This is a genomic window from Sphaerisporangium fuscum, from assembly GCF_018531465.1.
GTDB classification, from domain to species: Bacteria; Actinomycetota; Actinomycetes; order Streptosporangiales; family Streptosporangiaceae; genus Sphaerisporangium; species Sphaerisporangium fuscum.
Genome location: NZ_JAHDTF010000035.1, coordinates 45,404 through 71,646, shown reverse-complemented (window position 1 = coordinate 71,646; position 26,243 = coordinate 45,404). Strand labels below are relative to the sequence as shown.

Below are 26,243 nucleotides of genomic sequence, written 5' to 3'. Positions count from 1 at the left end.
TGCTAGGGAGGTGGTGGCCCGGCGATAATATCCACTCACGTGTCGAAACAATGGGCCACTTTCGGTGTCGACCTGCATGTCGAGATCGACCCGGCAGACGGCCGGCGCAACGGCCTCGAACACGCGCTGCGCGACGCCATCCGCGACGGCCGTCTCGCTCCCCGCACCAAACTTCCCTCCACGCGCGCCCTCGCCGCCGAGGTCGGCATGTCGCGCGGCACGGTGAGCGCCGCCTACGACCAGCTCATCGCCGAGGGGTACCTCACGGCGCGCCGCGGCGCCGGCACCTCGGTGGCCGACGTCACGCCCGGCCGTGCGGACTCCCCGCGCCCCGGACACGACCCGGCGGCTCCCCTGTACGACCTGCGCCCCGGGCGGCCGGACGTGACGGGGTTCCCCACCGCCGCCTGGCTGCGGGCGACCCGGCGCGTGCTCGGCGCGGCTCCCGCCTCGGCGTACGACTACGGTCCGGCTGAGGGGACCGCCGAGCTGCGCGGGGCGCTGGCGGAGTACCTCGGACGCACGCGCGGGGTGCTCGCCGTCCCCGGCCAGATCGTGGTGACCACCGGGTACGTGCAGGCGCTGGCCCTGCTGGCGCGTCTGGTGGCCGCGAGCGGCAGGCCCGCGATCGCCATGGAGGACCCCGGGCTGTCCTTCCACCGCGACGTGGTGCGCCGGGCGGGCGCCGAGGTGCTGCCCCTGCCGGTGGACGAGCAGGGCGCGCGTACCGACCTGCTCGGCGGGCCGTCGTACGAGAAGGTGGGCGCGGTGGTCGTGACCCCCGCCCACCAGTACCCGGCCGGCGTGACCCTGCATCCCGCGCGCCGGCACGCGCTGGCGGAGTGGGCGCGGCACGGCGGCGGCCTGGTCATCGAGGACGACTACGACGGCGAGTTCCGCTACGACCGGCAGCCGGTCGGCGCCGTCCAAGGGATGGCCCCCGACCAGGTTGCCTACATCGGCACGGCGTCCAAGACGCTCGGGCCGGCGCTGCGCCTGGCGTGGCTGGTGCTCCTGCCGCGCCTGGTCGGCCCGGTGACCGACGCCAAGCTGCACACCGACCACCACACCGAGGGGCTCGGGCAGTTGGTGCTCGCCGATCTGATCAGGCGCCACGACTACGACCGGCACGTCCGCTCCTGCCGGATCCGGTACCGCCGGCGTCGCGACCTGCTGGTCGAGCGGCTCGGCCCGCCGTCCCTGTCGGGGGTGGCGGTGCGCGGGGTCGCCGCAGGGCTGCACGTGCTGGTCGGCCTGCCGCCGGGCGGGCCGGACGAGGCCGAGGTGCTCGCCCGCGCGGCGGCGCGGGGCCTCGCCCTGGAGGGGCTGGCCGGGCACTGGCATCGGAAGGGCGACCACCCGCAGGGGATCATCGTCGGGTACGGCACCCCACCGGAGTCGGCGTACTCGCCGGCGCTCGACACCCTGACCGCCGTCCTCGGCATCGCGGGCGGCAGGAGCTAGCGCGGGGGCGGGCGCTTCGCCGGCTTACCCGACGTACAGCAGCGCCGACTTCACCGCACCTCCTCCCGCCGACCCGGCGCCGATCGAAGCACCAGTTCAACCGGAGCGAACGACCCTCCCAACCGAGAGAAACCACCACTCGAGCGGAGTTACGGAAGAGTGCTGGAGCAGGCGTGGCGGGGGACGTCCCGGCGAGGGCCGCTCCGGGGCCCCGCGACCCGGGTCCCGGAGCGGCGGCCTCGAATCAGCTGCCGTCGGCGGGCTTGACGGCCGTCGGCTCGGCGCCGTTGACGGTCACCCGCTCGACGCCGTTCACCGCCGGCTCGCCGTTCAGGCTCGGCGGGGTGGCGCCGGAGAGAAGGGACCGGGCCAGGCCGAGTCCCGTGCCGCCCAGTGTGAGGGCCTTGGCCAGCATCTCCTCGATGCCCTGCGCGCCGTTCAGGACGACCATGTGGTCGACGTTGCCGAATGCCTTCGACGCGGCCTCGACGATCGCCGGCCAGTTCTCGGCGAGCTGCTGGGCGATGACGGCCTCCTGGTTCTCGGCCAGCGCCTGCGAGCGGGCCCTGATCGCCTCGGCCTCCGCCAGGCCCTTGGCCTTGGCGGCCTCCGCTTCGGCGAGACCGCGGGCCTTGGCCGCCTCGGCCTCCGCCAGACCGCGCGCCTGCGCCGCCGCGGCGTCGCCCTCACCGGTGGCCTTGGCCGCGGCGCCCGCCGCCTCGGCGCGCAGTCGCACCGACTCGGCGTCGGCCGCGGCGGCCTGCTTGACCTGGGACGCCTGGGCGGCGGCGCGCAGCTCGGTCTCCTTGGCCTCCGCCTCCGCTTGGGCGATGCGCGCGTCGCGTTCGGCCTGCGAGAGGGTCACCGTCTCGTACGCCTTGGCGTCGGCCGGCTTGCGGACCTGCGACTGGAGACGCTGCTCGGCGAGCTTGGCCTCCAGTTCGGCGGCCCGGGTCTCCTGGACGACGACCTCCTGCCGCGCCGTCGCCTCCGACAGCGGGCCCGCCTGCCGTGCCTTGGCGGCCGCCTGGTCGACTTCGGCCTGGTAGCCGGACTGCTGGATCTGGGACTCGCGGACGGCCGACGCCTTCTTGGCGGCCGCGATCTGCTCGGCCTCGGTGGCCTCCTGGTCGCGCTGCGCGGCGGCGATGCGGGCGGCGGCGGCGACCTTGGCGGCGTGCGGCTTGCCGAGGTTGGAGATGTACCCGGTCTCGTCCTCGATCTCCTGGATCTGGAGGGAATCGACGACCAGGCCGAGCTTGCTCATCTCGTCGGCGGCGCTGCCGCGGGTCTCGCCGGTCAGCCGCTCACGGTTGAGGATGAGGTCCTCGACGGTCAGGTTGCCGATGATCGAGCGCAGGTGGCCGGTGAACAGCTCGTGGATGGCGCCGCTCATGCTGTCCTGCTGGTCGAGGAAACGGCGGGCGGCGTTGGCGATCGAGGCGAAGTCGTCGCCGACCTTGTAGATGACGACGCCGCGCACCTGCACGGGGATGCCCTGCTGGGTCACGCACTTGACTTCGAGATTGGTGGCCCGGCTGTCCAGCCTGAGCCGCCGCGCCGTCTGGAAGCCGGGCAGCACCGCCGTGCCCTTACCCGTGACGATCTTGAAGCCGAGACTGTCGGCGAGCTCGTTCCTGCTGCGCGCGCCGAGACCGGAGATGATCAGCGCCTCGTTGGGCTCGGCGACCCGCCACACCGCGCGGAAGAGGAAGATCAGTATGCCGAGCAGGACGACGACGCCGCCCGCCCAGAGGGCCGGCTCCATGGTGGCCATGAGACCTCCGAAGTGAGGAAGAAGGGAGAATCAGACGATCGCGCGTGCCACGTAGACCGTGCGTGGCGGTGAGTAGTCGACGACGATGATCACAGTGCCCACGGATATCTCCTCGTCGGGCAGGGCCGGATAGGCGTAGAAGGCCTCGACGCCCCCGCGTATCGGCACCATCACCTCGCCCACAAGGCCCGGCCCTATCCGGCCGGTCACCCTGCCCTGCCTGCCGACCACCTGTGCACACCCCGTCGTCCGACATCGACCGCGAACGCGAACGGCGCCCCCGTCGCCCCGTCCCATCGTCGCCGGTGAAGCGCCCCGAGCACTTCGCCGCGACGTCGACCGTTCGCGCGTCTCGCCTTCATCTCGCCCAACGTGCGGCCTGATCGCCGCGTTCCCGTCAAGGGCCGCGAATCAGCCCTAAAGCAGGATCTCCCACCCTTACGCCGCGTGCAATGAAAGCGAAAAGACTCGGCGCGCGCTCACCGGCATGCTCCTTTTCTTCGTCGCCTGGGGTGATGATCGCGGAATGACGGCTGATTTCCCAGTTGGCGGAGATTTCCGGGCCCGATCGAACGCCGAACCATCCCCTCATGGCCGTCCATCAGTCGGGCTCGGAATGGACCGGAAGATCTCCCGCCGCGACTTCTTCGACGGCGTGGCGACGGCGGCCGGATGCGCCGCACTCAGGGCGCCTCGGCGGCGGGCCGGGACCGGCCCCGTCTTACCGGTTCCCCGGCCCGCGCCCCGGCCGCACGGGCTCCGGGGGAACACACCGGACGCGATCGGCGTCCCGCACGCGGTGCGCGACGGGAGGTTCTGGCAGCGCGCGGGCACGCCGGAACCCACCGGCGAGAGCTACGACCTGGTGGTGGCCGGCGCGGGCGTCAGCGGCGTCGCCGCCGCCTACGCCTGGACGCGGCGCCACCCTCGGGCGCGGGTGCTCGTCCTGGACAACCACGACGACGTGGGCGGCCACGCCCGCCGCAGCGTGTTCCACCCGGCCGGACGCGGTGACCCGCTGATCGGGCACGGCGGCTCCGGCTCGCTGTACGCGCCGTCCACCTGGTCGCCCGAAGGGACCGCGCTGCTCGCCGACCTCGGCGTCGACCTCACCCAGGCGGGCCGGCGGCTGGACACCTCTCTCTACCCTCGGCTGGGGATGCACGATGCCGTCTTCTGCGACCGGGAGACCTTCGGCGCCGACCGGCTCGTGGTGCTCGACCCGCGCGGGACGACGGAGCGGTGGGTCGCGGGGCTGCCGATCGCCGCCGAGGCCCGCCGGGACCTGGTGAGGCTGTTCGACGACCCGCCGGACTGGTTGCCGGGCCTGCCGGACGGCCGCAAGAAGGAGCTGCTGGCCGGGCTCACCTACGCGGGGTTCCTGAGAGAGGTGTGCCGCGTCCACCCCGACGTGGTGAGGTTCTGCCAGACCATGCCGAGCGCCACCTGGGGCTACGGGTCCGACGTGCTCGGCGCCATCGACGCGTGGGCGTCCGCCGGCCCGTTCACCTACCCCGGTTTCGCCGGGCTGGGCCTGGACGCCTCCGAGCCCTCGCCGTACAACTCTCCGGGGGTGGCGCGGCGGTGGGGGGCCAGGGACGCCGACGTCCGTTACTGGCCCGAGGGCGCCGACGCCCTGGTCCGCATGATGATCGCGCGCATGGTGCCCGGCTTCGCCACCGCCGCCTCGGCGGACGGGATCACCACGGCCTCCTTCGACCTCGGCGCCCTCGACCGTCCCGGCAACCGGGTGCGGGTGCGGCTGTCCAGCCCGGTGGTGCTCGCCCGCAACGACGTGCGGGGGGCCACGGTGGGGTACTTCGACGGCCACCGCGTGCGCACTGTACGGGCGGGCGGAGTGGTCCTGGCCTGCTGGAACGCGATGATCCCCTACCTGGTCGACGACCTGCCCGCCGAGCAGAAGGAGGCGATGCGGCAGGCGGTGAAGATGCCGCTGGTGCACGCCACGGCCCAGTTGCGCGACTGGCGCGCCTTCCGGGAGGCGGGGGTCCGGCGGGCGCGCTTCACGGGGGCGTACTGGGTGACCGCCGAGCTGGCGCCGCCGGTCGGCACCGCCTCCTACCGCTGCCCGAGGTCGCCGGACGAGCCGATCGCCGTCCATCTCGTCCACCCCCCGGCCCGGCGCGGGATGGCGCCCAGGGACGCGGCGGCGGCCGGGCGCCGCACCCTGCTCGCCACGCCGTACGAGGCGATGGAGTACCGCGTGCGCGAGCAGTTGGCGCGGCTGCTCGGCCCCTACGGCTTCGACCCGGCCCGTGACATCGAGGCGCTCACCGTCCACCGCTGGGGCCACGGCTACGCGCCGGAGTACGTGCGGCCGTGGGACGCGTTCTATCCCGACGGCCCGCTCCCGGCGGACACCGCGCGGCGGCGCTTCGGGCGGATCGCGATCGCGAACTCCGACTCGGTCCCGGGCGCGGACGCCGACGCCGCCGTCAGCTCGGCCTACCGTGCCGTCCGCGACCTGGAGGACGCGTAGAGGTCTAGCGTGACGGGCTCGGGCGGCGGATCAGGAGTACCACGTGTTCGGGGAACGGCCGGTGACCGGTGAGCGAACAACCTGCGGCGGCGGGCTCCGGCTCAGATCTTCTCGCCGGCGGACAGGCCGGTGAGCGACAGGCTGACGTCCCAGAGGGCGGCGGCGAGGGCCGGGTCGGACATGCTCTTGGGCGCGGAGGCGGGCGCGCTGTCGACGAAGAAGCGTCCGGGGTGCTTGGCGCCGTCGCCCGTGGTCGCCAGATGGACCAGCGTACGGGCGCCCTCCTCGGGCGTGCGGGCGGTACCGGGCAGCACCATGAGCAGCTTCATGAAGAAGCTGTCGGGCGCGAAGTCCGTGCGGATCACGCCGGGGTGGAAGCAGGTGGCGGCGACCCCGCGCCGGGCGAGGGCCGTCGTGAACAGGGCGTTGGCCTGCTTGGTGTCGCCGTACTGCAGCCAGGCGCTCCAGCGTCTGCGGGAACGGTCCAGATCGGAGGGGTCGAGGCGCCCGCTGCGCGCGGCGCGTGAGGACGTCGTGATCACCCGGCCGCCGGAGCGTCTGACGCGGTCGAGCAACAGGTTGGTGAGCAGGAACGGCGACAGGTGGTTGACCTGTGCCATCAGCTCGTGGCCGTCGCGGGTGAGGCGTTTCCTGGTCGACATCACGCCCGCGTTGTTGGCGAGGACGTCGATTCGCGGGTAGCGGTCGAGGAGGTCGGCGGCTAGCCTGGTGACTTCCTCGAAAGAGGCGAAGTCGGCTGTGGCGGTGTCGGGACGACGGCCCGACGCGCGGGCGATACGGTCGGCGACGGCGTTCAGTTTGGCGCGCGAGCGGCCGACGAGGACGACGTCGTGTCCGGCTCGTGCAAGCGCTTCCGCGGCGGCCGCACCGATGCCCGAACTCGCCCCCGTAATCACAGTAATCATCTGACCTCCCGTACGCCGGAACTCTATCGGTGCTAGCCTTCTGAGCGATCTTCCGGAGGTGCATTTCCCCCCAAATGCGGCAAGAGCCTCCGAGCGATGCAGGAGTGACCATGAGTTCTCGAAAGCGGTCGATCCGTTTCAAGATCTTCTCGTTGTTGCTCCTGCCCCTGCTCTCGCTCAGCGCCCTGTGGGGATTCGTCCTCAATCTGACGGTCGGCGACGGCGTATCGCTGTTGAGGTCGAACACGATCTATCAGAGCGTCGGCGTAACTTCAACTGATCTCGGGCTTCAGGTCCAGGCCGAGCGCTCTCTGTCCGCCGCCGTCCTGAGTGTCCGGTCCGCCGACCAGAGCCGCCTCGCCACCCAGCGGCACACCACCGACGTGTCCCTCGCCAAGTTCGAAGCCGCCGCCACCTCCGACGGCCTCCAGGGAGCGCTCACCCCGGCGATGAAGACGGCGCTGACCGCGCTGCTCAACGACCTGGAGCACCTGCAGAGCATCCGGGCGAGCGTCGACACCAGGCAGGCGGGCCGCCTGGCGACCATCCAGGCCTACAACCGGATCATGGACTCGCTGTTCCGCCTGTACGACCGCATCACCTCGGTCCCCGACCTGTCCATCTACGGGCAGGCCGGCGCGATGCAGGGCATGGGCCACGCACGCGAGACCATCGCCCGCGAGAACGCCCTGGTCAACGGCGCCATCAGCTCCGGCAGCCTCTCCGACGACGAGTACGCCGCCCTTGCCGAATGGATCGCCGACCGGCGCTTCCTGTACGCCAAGAGCATGTCGACGCTCGACGACGAGCTGCGCCGGCCGTACGAAGAGGTGTTCGCCTCCGCGAACTACAAGCGCTTCACCGAGATGGAGCAGGCCCTCATCAGGGAGGCGCGGCTCGCCGGACCGCTGCCCGACTCCGTCGACAGGTGGCGGCCGGTCACCGACAGCCTCTCCGCGGCCCTCGACCAGGTCAACAGCAAGGCGTCCGACAAGCTCGCCGAGCGCACCAAGGGCGTGGCGATGGGCATCCTGCTGCGCATCGCGCTCGCCGGAGGCCTCGGCCTCGTCGCGGTGGCCGCCTCGATCATCATCTCGGTGCGCTTCGGCCGCCGCCTCGTCCGCGAACTCGCCGACCTGCGCAACTCCGCCCGCGAGCTGGCCGACGTACGGCTGCCGCGCGTCGTCGAGCGGCTGCGCAGGGGCGACGAGGTCGACGTCGACACCGAGGCCCCGCAGATCCCCGAGGGCAACTCCAGCGAGACGGCGGACGTCGCGCACGCCTTCGGCTCCGTGCAGCGCACCGCCGTCGAGGCGGCCGTCGGGCAGGCCAACCTGCGCAAGGGCGTCAGCCAGGTGTTCCTCAACCTCGCCCGCCGCAAGCAGGGGCTGCTGCACCGCCAGCTCACCCTGCTCGACGCGATGCAGCGCCGCGCGACCGAGCCCGAGGCCCTCGACGACCTCTTCCACCTCGACCACCTCACCACGCGCATGCGCCGCCACGCGGAGAGCCTGATCATCCTCTCCGGCGCCGCCCCCGGCCGCGCCTGGCGCAAGCCGGTGCCCGTCCTCGACGTCGTCCGCGCCGCCGTCGCCGAGGTGGAGGACTACACCAGAGTCCGGGTGCTGCCGCTTCCGAACGCCCACCTGAGCGGCACGGTGGTGGCCGACCTCATCCACCTGATCGCCGAGCTGATCGAGAACGCGACCATCTTCTCCCCGCCGCAGACGACGGTGCAGGTGCGCGGCGACATGGTGGCCAACGGCTTCGCCGTCGAGATCGAGGACCGCGGCCTCGGGCTGACCCCCGAGGAGTACGACGAGATCAACGCGCGGCTGGCCGACCCGCCGGAGTTCGACCTCGCCGACAGCGACAGGCTCGGCCTGTTCGTCGTCGGCCAGCTCGCCGCCCGCCACGACGTCAGCGTGGTGCTGCGCTCGTCCCCGTACGGCGGGACGACGGCCATCGTGCTCATGCCGAAGGAGCTGGTGGTCGACCCCGGCTCCGCCCCGCCCGTCCCCGGTTCCCTCGCCGACGGCGGCCCGCAGCACGCCCGGGACCCCCTGGCGGGTCCGCGGCCCCAGCAATCCCTCGGCACCACCGCCGAACCGGAGGCCGAGCCGCCATTCTTCGCGCCTCCCGCCCAGCGGTCCTCCGACGGGCCGGCGCTCACCATCGTGCCGAACCTGGCCGACACCGGGCCGTTCCACGTCCCCTCCCCGGACACCGCCCCCGAGCCTCAGGCCGCGCCGGCGCCGGACGAGACCGAAGACCGGCCCTCCCCCACCCCGCCGCAGCGCGGCTCGGTGTCCAGCGGCACCCACCGCGGCCTGCCGCGGCGCGTCCGGCAGGCCAACATGGCCCCGCAGCTGCGCGAGAGCACCGGGCCGTACGCCGCGCCGACCCCGCCCTCCGGCGCTCCCGTGGCGTCCGGACCGGCGGAGCGCTCCCCGGACGAGGCGCGGGCGATGTTCTCCGCCTTCCAGCAAGGCGGACGGCGGGGCCGTCTCGAAGCCGGGCTCGAGGGTCCGGACGCGGCCGAGAAGGGCGAAGATCAGCTGAAGGGGCCCGCGAGCAGGGGGGATGTCGAAAACCCCTTGCCCGGAAGGCATTCCGCGACCGGCGAACGAGCCACCACGCAATCCGGTGAACGTGACCAAAAGCGCGACCTGCGCGACCATAGTGGAGGTTACGTACACCAGACGACTGGCGAGAAGGGTGACGAATGACCGGCAAGGCTTCGTCGAACGGCGAACTGAACTGGCTCCTCGACGATCTCATCAGCAGGGTCGCCGCCGTGCGCCAGGCAGTCATCCTCTCCACCGACGGCCTCGTCGTCGGAGCCTCCAAGGCGATCAGCAGAGAGGACGCCGAGCACCTGGCGGCCGTCTCCTCCGGCTTCCAGAGCCTCGCCCGCGGCGCCGGGCGCCACTTCGGCGGCGGGGAGGTGCGGCAGACCATCGTCGAGATGGAGTCGGCGTTCCTCTTCGTGACCGCCGCGGGCACCGGCACGTGCCTGGCGGTGCTGAGCAGCTCGGACGCCGACGTGGGCCACATCGCCTACGAGATGGCGATGCTGGTCAAGCGGGTCGGCCAGCACATCTCGACCAACCCGCGACGGGCGATGCCATGACGGCCCGCGGGGAACAGTGGCTGGACGAGGAGGCCGGGCCGATCGTGCGGCCCTACGCCCTCATCCGTGGCCGCACTCGGTCATCCGGTGACAATCTGGACCTGATCGCTATGGTCACGGCGACGAGGTCTCCGTACACTGGCGAAGCCGGTCTCGGCCCCGAGGAACAACGCATCCTCGAGCTGACCGAACGGTCGATGTCGGTCGTGGACATCGCCTCCGAGATCGACCTGCCGCTCGGCGTGGTCCGCGTTCTCCTCGGCGATCTCCAGGACCAGGGCATGATCCGCGTACGACCTCCCGCCCACACGGGACCGCGCCCGAACGAGCGCATTCTCAAGGAAGTGATCAATGGCCTACGAGCCCTCTGAGGAGCCCGTCGCCCTCAAGATCCTGGTGGCGGGCGGCTTCGGCGTCGGGAAGACCACCCTGGTCGGCGCGATCAGCGAGATCCGTCCCCTTCGGACCGAAGAGGTGCTCTCCGACCGCGGCATCGGCGTCGACGACACCGACGGCGTGGAGGCGAAGACGACCACCACGGTCGCCATGGACTTCGGCCGCATCACGATCCGCGAGGGCCTGGTGGTCTACCTGTTCGGCACGCCCGGCCAGGAGCGGTTCTGGTTCATGTGGGACGAGCTGTCGTACGGCGCCCTCGGCGCGGTCGTCCTCGCCGACACGCGGCGGCTGACCGACTGCTTCCCCTCCATCGACTACTTCGAGCAGCGCGGGACGCCGTTCATCGTCGCGGTCAACTGCTTCGACGGAGCCGAGAGGCACGAACCCGAGGACGTGCGCATCGCCCTCGACCTGGATCCGAACATCCCGGTGCTGCTCTGCGACGTCCGCCGCCGCGCCTCGGCGAAGGTCGTCCTGGTCACCCTGGTCGAACACGCCCTCCGCACCCTCACCCCCGCCGCCGGCTGACGACCCGCGCCCCGGCCGGCGGAGGCGGTGCCGGCGCGCGGCCCGCGCGTGGACGGAGTACGGCCTACCTCTTTCGATGTACGGGTGAATCGTCATGCGGCGCGATCTCCGGCGCGAGCGTCCGGCCTAGCTTTGAGGCATGCCCCGCACCGCTCTTGTGGGGATGGTGGCGCTCGCGGCCCTGCTCGCGATCACGATGCTCGACCTCGCGCCGCCCTCCCCGCGTCCCGCCGACACCCCGGCCGGCTCCTTCAGCGCCGTACGGGCCCACGAAGACGTCAAGGCGATCGCCCGCGCTCCGCATCCGATGGGCTCGGCCGAGCATGAGCGCGTGCGCGACCACCTGGTGGCACGGCTGCGTGCGTCCGGTTTCGACGTGACCGTTCAGGAAGGCGTCGGGGTGCTTCCGATCGCCTACGACGGTGTCACCCCGGTGGCCAGGGTGCGCAACATCGTCGCCGTCCGCCGCGGCACCGCGCCCACCGGCCGGGTGGTCCTGACGGCGCACTACGACTCCGTGGACGCCGGCCCGGGCGCCGCCGACGACGGGGCGGGCGTGGCGACCATGCTGGAGGTGGCCAGAGCGCTGCCGGCGCCGCTCAGGAACGATCTCGTCCTCCTCATCACCGACGGCGAGGAGCGCGGCCTGCTCGGCGCCGAGGCGTTCGTCCGGGACCACCCCCTGGCCAAGGGCACGGTCGTGGTGCTCAACAACGAGGCCCGGGGGAACCGCGGGGTCGTCCAGACGTTCCGCGGCTCCCCCGGGCTGATCGAGGTGTACGGCCGGGTCGTGCCGCACCCGTCGGCCGATTCCGCCTTCGCCTCGCTCATGGACCTGCTGCCGAACAACACCGACTTCCACGTGTTCGAACGGGCGGGGTGGCTGGGCCTCGATTCGGCCTTCGTCGGCGGAGGCGCCTACTACCATTCCCCGCTGGACGACCCGGCCCACCTCGACCTGGGCAGCCTGCAGCAGATGGGTGACAACACGCTGGCCCTGACCCGTGCCCTGGGCGCCGCCGACCTCCCGGCGCTGAAGTCGGCGCGCCGGTCGGTCCACTTCACGGTGCCGGGGCTGCTGGTGCGGTATCCGGCCTGGCTGGAGCCACCGATCGCCCTTGCCTCGGCGGCGCTCGCCGCGGCGCTGGTGTGGGCGCTCCGCAGGCGCTCGCTCGTCACCCTGCCGCGTCTCGTGGCGGCGACCGGACTGGCCGTCGTGCCCGTGGTGGCCGCGGCGGGTGCCGGGTACGCGGTGATGCCGCTGCTCGGGCTCATCAACCCCGCGTACGGCGACATGTACACCGGAGACCCCTACCGGCCCTGGCTCTACCAGGCCGCCCTGCTGGTCTTCGTGGCCGCGATCGTGCTGGCGTGGCGGATGATCCGGCGCCCCGCCGAGCTCGCCGCCGGCGCCGTGGTGCTCGTCGCCCTGCTCGGCGTGGCCTCCGCGGTGCTGCTCCCGGGCGGGTCGCACACGCTCGCCTGGCCGGCGTTCTTCGCGGCGCTCGGCCGGCTGGTCGCGCTGCGGGTGCGATGGAAGGTCACGGCGCTCACCCTGGGTCTGGCCCCCGCCACCGTGCTGCTCGGCGGCACCGCGCTGAGCTCGCTGGACGTGGGGCTGGGCGTCGGCGGCACGCTGTCCGCCCCGCACTTCGCCCTTCTCCTGCTGCTCCTGCTCGCGCCGGCCGACGTGGCCGCCCCGCCGCCGGCTCGTCGTCGTCCCGTGGTCACCCTCCTGCCGCCCGTGACGGCGGCGGCGGTGGCGGTGGCGCTGCTCGGGGCCGGGACGGTCGTCGACCGTTTCGACGCCGGGCATCCCCGGCAGGCGCATCTCGCCTACGCGATGGACGCGGACACCGGTGAGGCCGTCTGGGGGACGCGTTCGGGGCAGGCGAGCGCGAGTAGCAGGAGGTTCTTCGGCGAGGACGGCTGGACCACCCGGCCCGCGCGTCCGGCGGCCGTCCTGCGTCCCCCCGTCGTGGTCGTCCGCTCCTCCGGGCGGCAGATGCCCGGCACCGGGCGCACGGTGACCCTGCGGCTGACGCCGCCGGACGGTGGGGCTCCGGTCATCGGCCTGAGTCTCGCGCGGCCCGTTCCCATGACCGTGGACGGCAGGCGGCTCGGCGAGCGGAAGGGGTTCGAGTACCACGCGCCGCCGGGAGCCGTCGAGGTGACGATGCTGCTGCCACCCGGCCAGACGCGGGTCCGGGCTTTCACCCACGGCCGCGACCTGTCGCTCGTCCCCGGCTTCGCCCCCGAACCGGCCACGGCATACATGAGCCCCCAGACCACCGCCTTCAGCGACCGCCTGCTGTGAGGGCGCGCGCTATCGAGACGGTGACACCAGGCCCGTCTCGTAGGCGAGGATGTCCTCCAGCGCCATGTCCTTGACGATGAAGCCGCTCGCGCCGGCGCGAAGCGAGCCGTAGACGTTCTCGTCATCGTCGAAGGTCGTGAGGATGACGACCCGGACCCGGAAGCCCCCCCGGCCGGCCTGACCCCGCCGTCCACCGGCCGGGCGCCGCGGGCCGCTGATCGCGGTGCGCGAACGTCCGTGCCGGTGACGGCCGGTCGCGGGCAGAGTGGGGAGCATGCGCGTAGCCGTACTCTCCGACGTCCATGGGGTGCTCCCCGCCCTCGAAGCCGTTCTCGCGGAGCCCGATGTGGCCGCGGCCGATCTGGTCGTGCTCACCGGTGACATCGCGGCGGGGCCGCAGCCGGTCGAGACGCTCGATCTGCTGGTCTCGCTGGGTGACCGGGCGCTGTGGGTGAACGGCAACGGCGACCGCGAGCTCGTCGAGGTGGCCGAGGGCAAGCCGTGTCAGTACGCCATCTCCGAGTGGGCCGGCAAGCAGCTCCGTGCCGACCAGGTGGCGCTGCTCGCCGCCCTTCCCGCCCGGCAGGTGCTCGACCTCGGCCGGCTCGGCACCACGCTCTTCGTGCACGCCACGCCGCGCAGGGACGACGAGATGATCCTCGTCGACAGCACGCTCGACCGGTGGGCCGAGGTGCTCGACGGCGTCACCGCCGACACCGTGGTGCTGGGCAACACGCACATGCCGTTCGTCCGGCTCGTGGACCGCAGGCTCGTGGTCAACCCGGGGGCGGTCGGCATGCAGTACGGCACGACGGGCGCCCACTGGGCGCTGCTCGACGCCGCCACGGGCGCCGTGACCCTGCGCCGCACGCCGTACGACGCGGCGGCCGCGGCCGAGCGGCTGATCGCGGGCAGCGGCTTCGGCGAGATCGAGCAGTGGGTGGCCGAGTACGTGACCGTCACCTACTCCGACACCGAGGCGCTGAAGGTCTTCGCCGAGCTCGAAGGACGCTGAGCCCGGCCACCGGCCCCCACGTGATCTTGGACGAACGGACGAAGGAAGGCGCGGGTCTTCGGAGCGTGGTACGAATTGCGCCGCGCCCGGCCTGACGTACGGTCGCGGTAAGCACAGATCGGAGGGTCGACCTTGTCCGGTGAGCCACACCGCCAGGCCGTCGTCGCGGGTGCCCGCGACGGCCGGGCCGGCCACGGTGAGACCATGAAGACGTCCGGCGGCCGGAGGCCGTCCCGTGCCGGGTTCGGGGCGCTCCGGTGAATCTCGCCACCATGCTGGACGACCTGGGCGAACTGGTGTCGTGCGAGTCGTTCTCCGCCGACCACCAGGCGGTGGCGCGCAGCGCGAAGGTGGTCGCCGCGCAGGGACGCGCGAGGCTCGGGGCTCCCCCCGAGACGATCGTGATCGACGGGGTCACGCACCTGCGCTGGAGCTTCGGCGCGCCGCGTGTGCTGCTGGTGGGTCACCACGACACGGTGTGGCCGATCGGCTCCCTCCGGACGCGTCCCTGGTCGGTCACCGACGGCGTCGCGACGGGGCCGGGCGTGTTCGACATGAAGGCGGGGCTGGTCCAGATGTTCCACGCGCTGGCCACGCTGCCGTCCTTGGACGGGGTGTGCGTGCTGGTCACCGGGGACGAAGAGGTCGGATCGCCCTCCTCCCGCCCCCTGATCGAGGAGGCCGCACGCGGCTGCGCGGCGGCGTTCGTCCTCGAGGCGAGCGCCGACGGGGGCGCGCTGAAGACCGCGCGCAAGGGCACCTCGACGTACGAGCTCGTGGTGCACGGCCGCGCCGCCCACGCCGGCCTCGACCCCGGCAAGGGCGCGAACGCCGCTGTCGAGCTCGCCCACCAGATCCTCACCGTCGCCGGCATCGCCGGCCGCGTGAACGGCGCCGCCCACACCCCCGGGGAGGCCGCCGGAACGGCGCGGGAGACGACGGTCACGCCGACCGTGCTCTCCGCGGGGACGACGGTCAACACCGTGCCCGCGCTGGCCCGCGTCGCGGTGGACGTCCGGGTGCCCACTCTCGCCGCGCAGGCGCGCGTGGACGAGCTGATACGGGCGCTGGCTCCCCGCACGGCCGGAACGCGGCTGGAGGTCCAGGGCGGCCCGAACCGCCCTCCCCTGGAGGGCTCCTCGTCGGCGGAGCTGTTCGCCCTCGCCCAGCGGGTCGCCACCGGCCTCGGGCTCCCGCCTCTCCGGGGCGTGGGCGTGGGCGGCGCGTCCGACGGCAACTTCACCGCCGGTGTCGGCTGCCCCACCCTCGACGGGCTCGGCGCGGTGGGCGGCGGCGCGCACGCCGAGGACGAGCACGTGGTCGTGGCCGAGATGCCCAGCCGAGCGGCCCTGCTCGCGGGCCTGATCCAGGCGGTGGGCCGGTGAACGACGTGGTGGTGCGCGAGCTCCACACCATCGAGGAGTTCGAGGAGGTCTTCCGGTTGTTCGACGCCATCTGGCGGCCCCAGCCGGGAGCCGCCCCGCTGACCGTCGAGTTGATGCGGGCGCTGTCGCACTCGGGCAACTACGTGGCCGGGGCCTACCGGGGCGACCGGCTGGTGGGCGCGTCCGCCGGCTTCCTGGCGGCTCCCCCGGGGCAGGCGATGCACTCCCACGTCACCGGGACCACGGCCGGGCAGGGGGTCGGCCTGGCGCTGAAGCTGCACCAGCGGTCGTGGGCGCTGGCCCGGGGCCTTTCGACGATCACGTGGACCTACGACCCGCTCGTGCGGCGTAACGCCCACTTCAACCTGGTCAAGCTCGGGGCCCGGCCGGAGGAGTACCTGCCGTCCTTCTACGGTCCGATGGACGACGCGATCAACGCCGGCGACGAGTCGGACCGGATGCTGGCCGTGTGGCGGCTTTCGGATCCGGCGGTGCTGGACGCCGTACGGGGCCGGCCGCGCCGCGTGGAGGTCCCCGAGGGGGCCGTGGTGGGCGTGGCGGACGCCGGGGGCGGGCCGGTGACGGGACGAACGGACGCCGCCACCGTGCTGGTCGCCGTGCCCGAGGACATCGAGACCCTGCGGCTGAAGGACCCGGCCGCGGCCAGGGCGTGGCGTCTGGCCGTGCGCGAGGTGCTCGGTGGCCTCCTGGCCGAAGGAGCCCGCGTCACCGGATTCCACGACAAATCCTGTTACGTGGTCGAACGCGGCCCCAGCCTGCCGGAAGGGCCGGAACCCCCCGCGTGGCCCGTACGCCGCGGGCTGAGCCACCCGGCATCCTGGAAGACGCCGCCTGGGCGGCGAGGCATCGAAGGGAGAGGCGGCGCACGCCGCACACCACCATGAAGATCACTGGAATCGAGCTGCGGCGGATCGCCATGCCGCTGGTCGCCCCGTTCCGCACCTCCTTCGGGACCGAGACGCGACGCGACGTGCTCCTGCTGCGGGTCGTCACACCCGACACCGAGGGATGGGGCGAGTGCGTGGCCATGTCCGCCCCGCTCTACTCCTCCGAGTACGTCGACGCGGCCGCGGACGTGCTGCGGCGCTTCCTGATCCCCGCCCTGCCCGCGCAGGCCGACGCCTACGCCGTCGGCCGGGCCCTGCACCCGTTCAAGGGCCACCGCATGGCCAAGGCCGCCCTGGAGACGGCGGTGCTGGACGCCTGGCTGCGCGGCACCGGCCAGTCGCTGGCGTCCTTCCTCGGCGCGACGGCCGACCGCGTGGCCGCCGGGGTGTCGGTGGGCATCATGGACTCGATCCCCGAGCTCCTCGACGCCGTCGCCGGATACCTCGACGAAGGCTACGTCCGCATCAAACTCAAGATCCAGCCCGGCTGGGACGTCGAGCCGGTGCGCGCGGTGCGCGAGCGGTTCGGCGACGGCGTGCCGCTTCAGGTGGACGCCAACGCCGCATACACCCTCACCGACGCCTCCCACCTCGCCCGGCTCGACGAGTTCGGCCTGCTGCTCATCGAGCAGCCGCTCGCCGACGACGACCTCGTCCAGCACGCCCGGCTGGCCAGGAAGATCGCCACCCCGATCTGCCTGGACGAGTCGATCGAGTCCGCCGAGCACGCCGCGGCCGCCATCTCCCTGGGCGCCTGCTCGGTGGTCAACATCAAGCCCGGCCGGGTGGGCGGCTACCTTGAGGCCCGCCGCATCCACGACGTGTGCCGGGCCCACGGCGTGGCCGTCTGGTGCGGCGGCATGCTGGAGACCGGCATCGGACGGGCCGCGAACGTCGCCCTGGCCGCCCTGCCGGGCTTCACCCTGCCCGGTGACACCTCCGGCTCCCGCCGCTACTACACCACCGACATCACCCCGCCGTTCGAGCTCGAGGACGGCCACCTGACCGTGCCCACCGGCCCCGGCATCGGCGTCGAGCCGATCCCCGCCCTGCTGGACGAGGTCACCACCGACACCGAATGGATCACCCTCTAGCCGTCCCGCTACGACCCGAAGATCCGCATCTGGAGCATCACGGCCAGCCGCGCCTCCGGGTCGTCCAGGTCGAGGCCGCTGATCTCGGTGAGCCGCTTCAACCGGTAGCGGAAGGTGTTGGTGTGCACGTGGATGCGGGCCGAGGCGGCCTTGACGTCCCCGAACGCGTCCAGGTACGCCCGCAACGTGTCCACCAGGTGGCTGTCGTGCTCGGCGTCGTGGGCCAGGAGCCGCTCGTACGGCCCGGTCGGGGCCTGCTCCTCGGCCTTGGCCAGGTCCGACAGCTGCAGGAGCAACGCCTCGAAGTGCACGGCCGTGTACCCGGCGGCCTCACCCGCGCTTCCCCGCGCGCGCAGCACCCGCAGCGCCCGGTCGGCGTCGGTCCGTGATCTGGCCACATCGGTCAGGTCCGCCGCCAGGCGTCCCACCCCGATGTTGGCCCGGTGGCGCGGCCCGACCCTGGTGAGGAAGCTCTCGGCGATCCGGACCGCCCGGGCCTCCTCGTCCCCCTCGGCCGAGTGCAGCGGCAGCACGGCGTAGGCCACCGAGCCGACCAGCGCGGCGGCCGCCTTGGGGTGGATGGCGCCGACGTGCAGGGCCAGCGCGTCGCAGAACCGCTGCCTGTCGCTCTCGCGCCGCGCGACGTCGACGTACGGCTCCTCGACGAGCTGGGCCGCCAGGACGCACAGGCGTTCGCTGGCGACGCCGAGCCGCCCGGCGGCCTCCACGGCCTCCTTGCCGCCCTCCAGCACCGTCGACAACAGGTCGGCGTGGAGGCGCCGCCGGGTGTCCGACCCGGCGCGCTGGCGGAGCAGCTGCAGCGCGACGACCTTCGCGGCGTCGGCCAGGGCACGTTGCCGCTGCTCGCTCAGCGGCTCCCGTACGGCCGCCCAGATCGAGCCGAGGATCTCGTCCCCGGAGCGGACGGCCACGGCCGCGCGGTTGATGCTGTCGCCCTCCAGCTCCATGTAGACCGGCTCCCGGCTCTGGTAGAGGCGGCGCAGCCAGCCGCGCTCCACCAGCATCCGCCGGTACCGTTCGGGCACCTGGCGGCCGAGGACGGTCTCCACCCGGCCGGCGTCGGCCTCCTCCTGCCGCTCGGAGTAGGCCAGCACCCGCGAGGAGCGGTCCTCGATGGTGACGGGCGCGTCCAGCAGGGCGCACACGGCGTTGGCCAGCGAGAACAGGCCGTCGGACGGGGTCTCTCCGGGTTCGGCGAGGTCGTCCTCGGCCAGCAGGGAACGCAGCAGCGCGGCGACCTGCGCCCACGAGGCGGCGCGGGTCAGGCCGAGCAGTGCGACGCCGGTCTCCAGGACCTTCGCCCGGACGAGCTCGTCGACGGCCACCGGCTGCTTGACGACGATGCCCGCCGCGCCGCCGGCCGTCTCCAGCAGGGCGAGGATGCGCTCCACCGAGTCGACGCCGACGGCGAGCAGGATGTCGCCCTCCATGACCGGCAGCTCGTCGAGCGGGTCGTAGATCTGCACACCGGTGACCTCGGTGTCCAGCTCGCCGGGCGAGGCGGCCACGTCCAGCACGGTGCTGCCCAGGTCTTCCAGGATCCGCCGCAGGCTGGCGCGCGGACGTGCCGTCATGTCGCCATACTCACCCGCCGCGACGCTCACCCGCAACGGGCCGCCTCGCTCATCAGGCGACCTTCGGTGTGGCGCGCACGCCGAGGTGGACGTACGGCGTGCCGTCGGCGAGCCGGTAGAAGACGGCCGACAGCCAGTCGGGCTGGCCCTCCGGGCGGCCGACGAAGGTGGTGTCGTCCACCGGGACCAGGTCGAACTCCATCGGCGGCTGCATGCCGGCGAGGGCGCCGGTGGCCTCCATGCGCAGCCGGAGCGTGCCGTCGTGCACGGTCAGCGTGATGCGCGCGCCCGCCCTCTCGTACACCCCGGCGTACCGCTCGACGTCGGTCTCGAACGGCACGGCCGGCGGTCCGAGCACGGGCGGCACCTCCAGGCCGAGCAGCTCGCCGAACAGTTCGGTCGCCAGGGCGTGCTGGAAGGCGGCGGTGTGCCCGCCGTTGGCCAGCACGCACGCCACCGTGCCGGTGTCGGGGATAACCCACAGCATGGCCGCCTGGCCGATGGTGTTGCCCCCGTGGGACAGCACCCGGTGGCCCTGCCATTCGTCGAGGATCCAGCCGATGCCCCACTGCTTGCCCAGCGTGTGCGGGTTCGGGATGTCGACCTGCGGCTCCCACATCGCCCGCGGCTCGGCGAGCAGCCCGGTGCCCAGGTGGGCGCGGCCGAAGGCGACGACGTCGGCGGCGCGGGCGCAGATCAGCCCGGCCGGGCCCGCCGAGCGCATGAGACCCCAGACCGGCGCGGGCGCCCCCTCCATGTGTCCCATGGCCGCGCGGAAGCGCAGCACGTCCTCCGGAAGGGTCCAGGTGTGGGTGAGCCCCAGCGGCTCGATGACCTGCTCGCGCAGCGCGGCGTCCCAGACCTTGCCGGTGAGGCGCTCGATGACGCGGCCGGCGACGGTGAAGCCGGAGTTGCAGTACGACTGGGTGGCGCCGAGCGGGTGGTTCTGGGCGAGGTCGGCGCAGGCGGCGACGTACCTCTCGATGCAGTCGTCACCGCGGCCGGTGTCGAGGAACAGGTCGCCGTCGATGCCGGAGGTGTGCGTGAGCAGGTGCCTGAGGGTGACGGTCTTGGTCACCTCCGGGTCGGCGACCTTGAACTCGGGAAGGACCTCCACCACCGGCGTGTCCAGCGTCAGCCGGCCCTGCTCGACCAGGAGCATGATCTGGGTCGCGGTCCAGACCTTGGTGACCGAGCCGATCTGGAAGAGCGAGTCGGTGGTCGTCTCGACGCCGGTGGCGACGTTGAGCACTCCCGCGGCGAACTCGTGCACCTCCCCCTCGTGCAGGAAGGCGAGGCCCGCGCCGGGAACCTCGTACCGGGCGGTCAGCTCGCCGAGGCGGGCGTGCCATCTGCCGGGATCCACTGTTCCAGCCACTGGAGGATCCTTTCGTTGTAGTCCACCCGGTGCGACGGGCGGCCGTTGAGGATGAACAGGTGCGAAGCGCCGGGGTAGCGGACCAGCCTGACCGGCACTCCGCGCTCGCGCAACGCGGCGAACCACTGCTCGGCCTGGCCGACCGGGCAGGTGTCGTCGCTCTCACCGTGCAGGAGGAGGGTCGGGGTGGTGACCCCGTCCACGTAGGTCATGGGCGACTGCCGTACGACGTCGCCCGCGCATTCGTGGAGCTTCAGGAGGAGGCCCGCGTCGGAGGGGCCCACCATGCTCGCGATGTCGCTCACGCACCCGCCGGGGACGGCGGCCCTGAACCGGCCGGTCAGCGTCGTCAGCCGGCAGGTCATGTAGCCGCCGTAACTGTATCCGGTCACCGCGAGCCGGTCGGGGTCGGCGACCCCCTCGGCGACCAGCTCGTCCACGGCGCTCAGGAAGTCGCCGGTGTCGGAGATGCCCCAGGTGCCGACGGTGGCGGTGTAGAAGTCCTCGCCGTACCCGTCGCTGCCGCGCGGGTTGACCGTGAGGACGGTCCAGCCCCGGGCGGCGAGCGCCTGGTGGTACAGGTGCGCGCCGTCGAAGACGGGCGCCCAGGTGTTGTGCGGCCCGCCGTGTACGTCCAGCAGCAGCGGCCCCGGCGTGGCACGGCTCTCGTCGCGCAGCACGAACCCCTCGACGGGAGTGCCGTCGGGGGCGGTGAAGGTGCGGGTGACCGGCGTGAACAGCTCGATGCCGTCGGGCGCGTGGCGGGTGAGACGGACGGGGGCGGCGCCGTCCGCCGCGTCGAGGATGTGAACCTCTCCCGCGCTGTGCGGGGTCGCGGCGACGTAGGCGATCCTGCCCGCGGCGACGCTGACCCCGGAGACGGACCGGTCACCGCCGATGATCTTCTCTCCCGGCGCGCGGTAGACGTGGGTGAACCCGCCGTCCCGGGCGCAGAAGATCAGGTCGCCGCCGAGGATCTGGGGCGCGGCGCCCGGGTAGCCGGGCGCGCCGGTCATCACGTTGCGGTCGAGGTCCGTCGCGACCTCCGTCAGGCCGTCCGCCGCCGCTTCGAACAGCCTGGTGTGGCCCACGGGGCCGCCGACGTGCCCGGCGAGCACCAGCCGGCCGTCCAGGCACCAGACCCCGGTGCACATCACGTCGCCGCCCGTGAGCCGCTCGGGCTCGCCGCCGGACACGTCCACCTCGTGGACCGCCCCGCCGGGGGTCAGATCCCGGTCGCGTTCCAGGTCGGCGGCGAAGAAGAGCCGCCGCCCGTCCGCCGCCCATGAAGGCTCGCCGGCGTCGAAGTCGCCGCGGGTGACCTGCCGGATCGCCCCGGTCGCCACCGTCACGACGAACAGGTGGGCGGTCAGGCCGCGGCGCAGGCCCACGCCGTCGGCCTTGAAGTTGAGGCGGTCGGCCACCACGGGCGCGTACGGATCGGGCTCGGTCCCGCTCGGGCCGCTGTAGGCGATGGCGTCCCCGGCCGGGGACCAGACCGGCGTGCCCGCCCCGAGCGGCGCGGCGGTGAGGACGGACGGCTCGCCTCCGTCGGCCGGCAGCAGGTGGATCTGCGGCCTGCCGTCCACCGGGCGCAGGAAGGCCAGCCACCGCCCGTCGGGGGACCAGCGCGGGGAGGAGTCGCGCGGCCCCGCCGTCAGGCGGCGCGGCTCCCCGCCCGGTGCGGCGAGCCAGATCTCCGAGACGTTCTCGTCCGTCTCTCGATCAGGGGTGGTGAGGACGTACGCCACGGCGTTCCCGTCCGGGCGGAGCCGGGGATCGCTCGGCACCGCGAGACGGTAGAGATCGCTGGGAGAAAGGCGAGCCATGCACGAACGCTAGGCGCCTGTTTCCGCCGCTTCTTCGTCCTCCAGAACGAACCGGCGCCCCTCTCGTCGTCCGGCCGTCCAACGATCGTCCCGCCGGAGGCGGTCAGAGGGCCTGGAGCCCCTTGATGACCTCCTGCAGCAGGGACGCCTCGGGGCGCTTGGCGACGGCGGCCGGGGGGCGGGTGGTGATCAGGCCGTGGGTGAGCAGGTCGCTGAGGAGCAGGCGCATCACGCCGAGTGGCAGGTCGAGGTCGGAGGCCACCTCGACCAGCGGCCGCGTCCGGCGCGCCAGCGCGAGCAGGCGCAGGTGCTCGGGGCCCAGTTCCGCCGTGTCGGGAGGCGGCGTGCCGGTGGCGACGACGAGCGTGAGCATGTCGAACGACGCCGCAGGCGGCGGGGTCCTGCCGCGGGCCAAGGCGTACGGACGTAGCACCGGCCCGTCGTCGATCAGCTCGGGTTCCTCCATCACACGGCGCCTCTCGGCTGCGTGGTCAGGTGCTGGCCCACCCTGCCGACCAGCCGGGCCATCTCGTAGGCGATCAAACCGGCGTCGGCGTTCATCACGCTCAGCACGGCGAGGCAGCTGCCGTTGCCGGCGGAGGTGACGAACAGCAGGGCCTGCTCCATCTCGACGATGGTCTGCCGTACGGCGCCGCCGCCGAAGCGCTGGCTGGCGCCTTTGGCGAGGCTCTGGAAGCCCGCCGCCACCGCCGACAGGTGCTCGGCGTCCTCTCTCAGCAGGCCGCCGGAGGCGGCGACGCGCAACCCGTCGGTGGACAGGATGATCGCGTGCCGGACGTCCGACACGCGTGACACGAAGTCGTCGAGCAACCAGTTCAGTTCCGTGGACATCGTCACACCTCCTCGCCGTCTCGTTCACTGTCGGCCCGGCCGCGCCGCCAGCCCGACTGGAGGGAGTTCAGCAGCGCTCGGGACTGTTCGGGGGACCGTTCCGGGAGCGGCCCGGACGCCTGCGGGGCGCTCGGGGGCTCCTGTCTCAGCTGCGGGGCCAGGTTGGCCTGCCGTACGCGCCGGGGCAGCCCGCCCTCGCCCGCCGGCGGCGCGCTGCCAGACTGGCGGCGGTGAGGAACGTCGGCCTGCTGGCTTCCGGGCGAGCCGGTCGCGGTCTCCTGCGCGAGCGGTTCGAACCGGGCGGGCGGCCGGGGAGCCGGTTCCCCCAGGCCGCTGAGGTCGTCCGGCGCCCGCTCGGGCGTCCTGATCAGGTCTTCCGGGAGGAGCACGATCGCTGTCGTCCCGCCGAACGGCGAGGGACGCAGCTCCACCTTGATGCCGCGCCGCGCCGCGATCCGCCCGATGACGTACAGACCCAGGCGTTCGGTGTCGGAGGGGTCGAACTCCGGCGGGCGCGACAGCTTCCGGTTCAGCGCCTCGCGCTCCTCCGGCGTCATGCCGAGCCCGCGGTCCTCGATCTCGACCGCGAAACCCCTGGCCACGAGGTCGCCGCGCACCGAGACCTCGGTGTTCGGCGGAGAGAAGGAGGTGGCGTTCTCCACCAGCTCGGCGCACAGGTGGATGACGTCGGCGACGACGTTCCCCCTGATGGCGGCCTGGGGCATGGGGTGGACGCGCACCCGGGTGTAGTCCTCGGCCTCGCCCACCGCGGCGCGCAGGGCGTCCATGACGGGCACCTCCTGCCGGAACGTACGGCCCGGCGACCCGCCCGACAGGATGACCAGGCCTTCGGCGTGCCGGCGCATCCGGGTGGTGAGGTGGTCGACCTTGAACAGGTCGCGCAGCGTCTCGGGGTCCTCCACGCGCCGCTGCATGCCTTCGAGTTGCTTGAGCTGGCGCTGGATCAGCGACTGGCTGCGCCTGGCCAGGCCGCGGAACGCCTTGCCGACCGAGACACGGAGGTCGGCCTGGTCGACCGCGGCGGCGACGGCGGTGCGCTGCACGCTGCCGAAGGCCGCCGAGACGTCGCGGATCTCCCTGGTGGTGGCCGCGAGGGCGAGCGGCGGGGCCTCGGCGTCGACGTCGACCTCCTCGCCCCGGCGCAGCCGCTCGATGACGTGCGGCAGCCGTACGGCGGCGAGGTCGGCGGCGGCGTCCCGCAGCTCGCCGAGTTCCCTGGTCAGGCGGCGGCCGACGCGGAGCGACACGACCAGCGAGACGATGACGCCCGCCAGCCCGAGCACCCCGGCGAGGCCGGTCCGGACGAAGGTGGCGATCGCCTTGGGTTGCGCGGAGGCGGCGAACGCGTCCCCGGCCTTGGTGAGGGTGACCAGGTAGGCGGCGTCGATCTCGTCGACCTGCGACCGCCACAGGGCGTGGGTGAAGGTCTGCTCCCGGCCCGCCAGGACGTTGTCCTCCATCACCGTGAACAGGATGTACTGCTGGGAGTCGGCCAGCTTGTCGAACGGGTCGCGGACGCTCTGCTCCAGTTCGGACACGCCCTGATCGAACAGGAACCGCCGGTTGGCGGCGAGCTCGGCGAACAGCCGTCGTTCCGGAGGCGACATGCGGCGGCGGGCGAGCAGCGCGCCCGCCGTCAGGGCCCGCTCCCGCGAGAGGAGGTCGTGGGCGTAGGCCATCGTGTTGAGGCTGCGGGCCTGCCGGTAGGCCGCGACGTCGTCGACGAACGCCATGCTGGCGATGAGCTTGTAGGCGGCGTCGGGGGTCTGCGAGAAGTCGCGGGTCAGCGTGACGAGGTCCGTCCTGCCGTTGTCGACGAGCGCCCGGGTGAGGTCGAGGCGGCCGATCATCGCCATGAGGTGCCCGAACCTGTCCCGCATCTCCGGGGTGACCAGCGTCGCCTGCGCCTCTTCGGTCAGCGCCTGCCGCAGGCGCTCCCTGGCCTTGTCGGTCTCCTGCCGCTGCTGGACCAGCGCGCTCTGGGTGACCGCGGAGCGCCGGCTGAGGTACTCGGCCGACAGGAGGTGCTCTTTCTGCAGGGCGATCGTCAGCTCCCCGGCCGGCTTGACGATCTCCTGGTAGAGGGTGTCGACCGAGAGCAGCTTGACCGATTCGCCGGTCGTGAGGCTCGCCACGAAGATCCACAGGGCTGCGAGCGAGAGGAGCGGGATCACGAGCAGCGCGGAGATCTTGAAGCGGATGGATCTGCTCGTTGCCATGGCACCTCATCGGTTGGCGGGTTGCCGTCAGGACCGGCAGCCGAGGGTGAAGATCGGCGACGAGACTAGCACTACAGAGGCTGATATTTCTTGATACAGATGTGATATTTCATGAATTGAGTGCTTCTACGGTCAGTGACGGGTCAGCAGCGCGGTGGCGGTCCGTCCGCCACTCGCGGCGTTCTCCGTGGTCACCGTCATGGCCGTCGCCGCGCGGCGTCCGCCTGTGATCATCTCCAGGGCCTGGGCCTGCACGTAGGTCCCGGCGTGGCGCAGCACCTCGACCGGCGGGAGACTCCACGCCAGGCGGGTCAGGTGGGCGGTGGCGAGCGCGAGCGCGGCGATCTCGATCGCCAGGAGCGCCCACTCGACCAGCCCGATCATCACGCGGTGCCCCGGCAGCGCGACGTACGTCAGCACCGCGAGCCCGCCCCCGGCGCCGAGGGCCAGCCATTCGAACGGCCGGGCCACCGCCCGCCAGCGCTCGTCGCCCGCGAACCGCCGCACCATCAGCGCGACCGCGCCGGCGAGGCTCATCAGGCCGGCCACCAGGACGATGTCAGAGAACGGCGTGCCGGGGAACACGGCCGCGCAGGCCAGCGCCCCCGCCCCCGCCGCCGTCAGGCGCTCGGGCCAGCCCGAGAGCGGCGCCCCCACGGCCCGCATGCCCGCCAGCAGGGCCACGCAGGACAGCCCGAGCAGCGCCATCGCGAAGACGCCCGCGCCGCCCTGGTCGAGGGCGGTGGCCTGGCCGATGGTCAGGTCGAGCACGTCACGGGAGGCGCTGGCGGGGCCGGACACCAGCATGATCGACGCGATCAGCAGACCCGACCCGGCGGCCAGGGGGTAGAGCGTTCTCAGGTGCCGCATGCATACAGACTGACCCGAAACGATCGCTTGGAA

Annotated in this window: 22 protein-coding genes; 11 read left to right on the top strand and 11 right to left on the bottom strand. The window is 72.8% G+C overall.

Going from position 1 to position 26,243, the window contains the following annotated elements; all coding sequences use genetic code 11:
• The first annotated feature begins 39 nt into the window (after nucleotides 1-39).
• Nucleotides 40-1,464, top strand: a complete 1,425-nt coding sequence (pdxR, locus tag KIK05_RS37045; RefSeq protein ID WP_214415529.1) for a MocR-like pyridoxine biosynthesis transcription factor PdxR — start codon at nucleotides 40-42, stop codon at nucleotides 1,462-1,464.
• A gap of 244 nt (nucleotides 1,465-1,708) precedes the next feature.
• On the opposite strand, the gene KIK05_RS37040 is transcribed toward pdxR, so the two are convergent.
• Both KIK05_RS37040 and KIK05_RS37035 read right to left on the bottom strand, forming a co-directional pair.
• A complete protein-coding gene (locus tag KIK05_RS37040) occupies nucleotides 1,709-3,241 on the bottom strand; it encodes an SPFH domain-containing protein (RefSeq protein WP_250564066.1) in 1,533 nt (510 codons plus the stop codon).
• A 30-nt stretch (nucleotides 3,242-3,271) separates the two neighbouring features.
• Nucleotides 3,272-3,472 carry an NfeD C-terminal domain-containing protein gene (locus KIK05_RS37035; protein ID WP_214415528.1) on the bottom strand — a complete coding sequence of 67 codons (201 nt, stop codon included), beginning with the start codon at nucleotides 3,470-3,472 and terminating at the stop codon, nucleotides 3,272-3,274.
• A 385-nt stretch (nucleotides 3,473-3,857) separates the two neighbouring features.
• On the opposite strand from KIK05_RS37035, the gene KIK05_RS37030 reads away from it, so the two are divergent.
• Complete coding sequence (locus KIK05_RS37030) at nucleotides 3,858-5,741, top strand: NAD(P)-binding protein (protein WP_214415527.1); 1,884 nt, start codon at nucleotides 3,858-3,860, stop codon at nucleotides 5,739-5,741.
• A 101-nt stretch (nucleotides 5,742-5,842) separates the two neighbouring features.
• On the opposite strand, the gene KIK05_RS37025 is transcribed toward KIK05_RS37030, so the two are convergent.
• Nucleotides 5,843-6,667: an SDR family NAD(P)-dependent oxidoreductase gene (locus KIK05_RS37025; RefSeq protein WP_214415526.1), complete on the bottom strand. Its 825-nt coding sequence runs from the start codon at nucleotides 6,665-6,667 to the stop codon at nucleotides 5,843-5,845.
• A gap of 110 nt (nucleotides 6,668-6,777) precedes the next feature.
• On the opposite strand from KIK05_RS37025, the gene KIK05_RS37020 reads away from it, so the two are divergent.
• The 5 genes from KIK05_RS37020 to KIK05_RS37000 all read left to right on the top strand — a co-directional run bounded on the left by KIK05_RS37020 (nucleotide 6,778) and on the right by KIK05_RS37000 (nucleotide 13,044).
• Nucleotides 6,778-9,396, top strand: a complete 2,619-nt coding sequence (locus tag KIK05_RS37020; protein ID WP_214415525.1) for a sensor histidine kinase — start codon at nucleotides 6,778-6,780, stop codon at nucleotides 9,394-9,396.
• Nucleotides 9,393-9,800: a roadblock/LC7 domain-containing protein gene (locus tag KIK05_RS37015; protein WP_214415524.1), complete on the top strand. Its 408-nt coding sequence runs from the start codon at nucleotides 9,393-9,395 to the stop codon at nucleotides 9,798-9,800. Before KIK05_RS37020 ends, KIK05_RS37015 begins: the two co-directional genes overlap by 4 nt.
• Nucleotides 9,801-9,844: 44 nt before the next feature.
• Complete coding sequence (locus KIK05_RS37010) at nucleotides 9,845-10,171, top strand: DUF742 domain-containing protein (protein ID WP_308250268.1); 327 nt, start codon at nucleotides 9,845-9,847, stop codon at nucleotides 10,169-10,171.
• Complete coding sequence (locus tag KIK05_RS37005; protein ID WP_214415522.1) at nucleotides 10,152-10,727, top strand: GTP-binding protein; 576 nt, start codon at nucleotides 10,152-10,154, stop codon at nucleotides 10,725-10,727. Before KIK05_RS37010 ends, KIK05_RS37005 begins: the two co-directional genes overlap by 20 nt.
• Nucleotides 10,728-10,866: 139 nt before the next feature.
• The gene (locus KIK05_RS37000; RefSeq protein WP_214415521.1) at nucleotides 10,867-13,044 is read left to right on the top strand and encodes a M20/M25/M40 family metallo-hydrolase; all 2,178 of its coding nucleotides are present in this window, start codon (nucleotides 10,867-10,869) and stop codon (nucleotides 13,042-13,044) included.
• Between the two features lie 9 nt (nucleotides 13,045-13,053).
• On the opposite strand, the gene KIK05_RS49585 is transcribed toward KIK05_RS37000, so the two are convergent.
• Nucleotides 13,054-13,320 carry a response regulator gene (locus KIK05_RS49585; protein WP_372455643.1) on the bottom strand — a complete coding sequence of 89 codons (267 nt, stop codon included), beginning with the start codon at nucleotides 13,318-13,320 and terminating at the stop codon, nucleotides 13,054-13,056.
• On the opposite strand from KIK05_RS49585, the gene KIK05_RS36990 reads away from it, so the two are divergent.
• The 4 genes from KIK05_RS36990 to menC all read left to right on the top strand — a co-directional run bounded on the left by KIK05_RS36990 (nucleotide 13,319) and on the right by menC (nucleotide 17,446).
• Nucleotides 13,319-14,059: a metallophosphoesterase family protein gene (locus tag KIK05_RS36990; RefSeq protein WP_214415520.1), complete on the top strand. Its 741-nt coding sequence runs from the start codon at nucleotides 13,319-13,321 to the stop codon at nucleotides 14,057-14,059. The two genes, KIK05_RS49585 and KIK05_RS36990, sit on opposite strands and share 2 nt — an antisense overlap.
• A gap of 257 nt (nucleotides 14,060-14,316) precedes the next feature.
• Nucleotides 14,317-15,444 carry a M20 family metallopeptidase gene (locus KIK05_RS36985; RefSeq protein WP_214415519.1) on the top strand — a complete coding sequence of 376 codons (1,128 nt, stop codon included), beginning with the start codon at nucleotides 14,317-14,319 and terminating at the stop codon, nucleotides 15,442-15,444.
• On the top strand, nucleotides 15,441-16,349 hold the full coding sequence (locus KIK05_RS36980) for a GNAT family N-acetyltransferase (protein WP_308250267.1): 909 nt from the start codon (nucleotides 15,441-15,443) through the stop codon (nucleotides 16,347-16,349). The genes KIK05_RS36985 and KIK05_RS36980 overlap by 4 nt, the downstream gene beginning before the upstream one ends.
• Nucleotides 16,346-17,446, top strand: coding sequence for an o-succinylbenzoate synthase (menC, locus tag KIK05_RS36975; RefSeq protein WP_214415518.1), 1,101 nt, complete (start codon nucleotides 16,346-16,348; stop codon nucleotides 17,444-17,446). Before KIK05_RS36980 ends, menC begins: the two co-directional genes overlap by 4 nt.
• Before the next feature lie 8 nt (nucleotides 17,447-17,454).
• Here menC and KIK05_RS36970 read toward each other — a convergent pair whose 3' ends face one another.
• The 7 genes from KIK05_RS36970 to KIK05_RS36940 all read right to left on the bottom strand — a co-directional run bounded on the left by KIK05_RS36970 (nucleotide 17,455) and on the right by KIK05_RS36940 (nucleotide 26,210).
• Entirely contained in the window at nucleotides 17,455-19,041 is a 1,587-nt protein-coding gene (locus KIK05_RS36970; RefSeq protein WP_214415517.1) for a PucR family transcriptional regulator, read from the bottom strand.
• A gap of 52 nt (nucleotides 19,042-19,093) precedes the next feature.
• Nucleotides 19,094-20,419 (bottom strand): serine hydrolase, encoded by a 1,326-nt coding sequence (locus KIK05_RS36965; RefSeq protein ID WP_308250266.1) that lies wholly within the window; start codon nucleotides 20,417-20,419, stop codon nucleotides 19,094-19,096.
• The gene (locus KIK05_RS36960) at nucleotides 20,368-22,248 is read right to left on the bottom strand and encodes a S9 family peptidase (RefSeq protein WP_214415516.1); all 1,881 of its coding nucleotides are present in this window, start codon (nucleotides 22,246-22,248) and stop codon (nucleotides 20,368-20,370) included. Before KIK05_RS36960 ends, KIK05_RS36965 begins: the two co-directional genes overlap by 52 nt.
• A 103-nt stretch (nucleotides 22,249-22,351) precedes the next feature.
• Entirely contained in the window at nucleotides 22,352-22,714 is a 363-nt protein-coding gene (locus KIK05_RS36955; RefSeq protein WP_214415515.1) for a DUF742 domain-containing protein, read from the bottom strand.
• Nucleotides 22,714-23,100, bottom strand: a complete 387-nt coding sequence (locus tag KIK05_RS36950) for a roadblock/LC7 domain-containing protein (protein ID WP_214415514.1) — start codon at nucleotides 23,098-23,100, stop codon at nucleotides 22,714-22,716. The genes KIK05_RS36955 and KIK05_RS36950 overlap by 1 nt, the downstream gene beginning before the upstream one ends.
• Nucleotides 23,101-23,102: 2 nt before the next feature.
• The gene (locus KIK05_RS36945; RefSeq protein ID WP_214415513.1) at nucleotides 23,103-25,340 is read right to left on the bottom strand and encodes a sensor histidine kinase; all 2,238 of its coding nucleotides are present in this window, start codon (nucleotides 25,338-25,340) and stop codon (nucleotides 23,103-23,105) included.
• A 132-nt stretch (nucleotides 25,341-25,472) separates the two neighbouring features.
• On the bottom strand, nucleotides 25,473-26,210 hold the full coding sequence (locus KIK05_RS36940) for a DUF998 domain-containing protein (RefSeq protein WP_214415512.1): 738 nt from the start codon (nucleotides 26,208-26,210) through the stop codon (nucleotides 25,473-25,475).
• Between the last annotated feature and the right edge of the window lie 33 nt (nucleotides 26,211-26,243).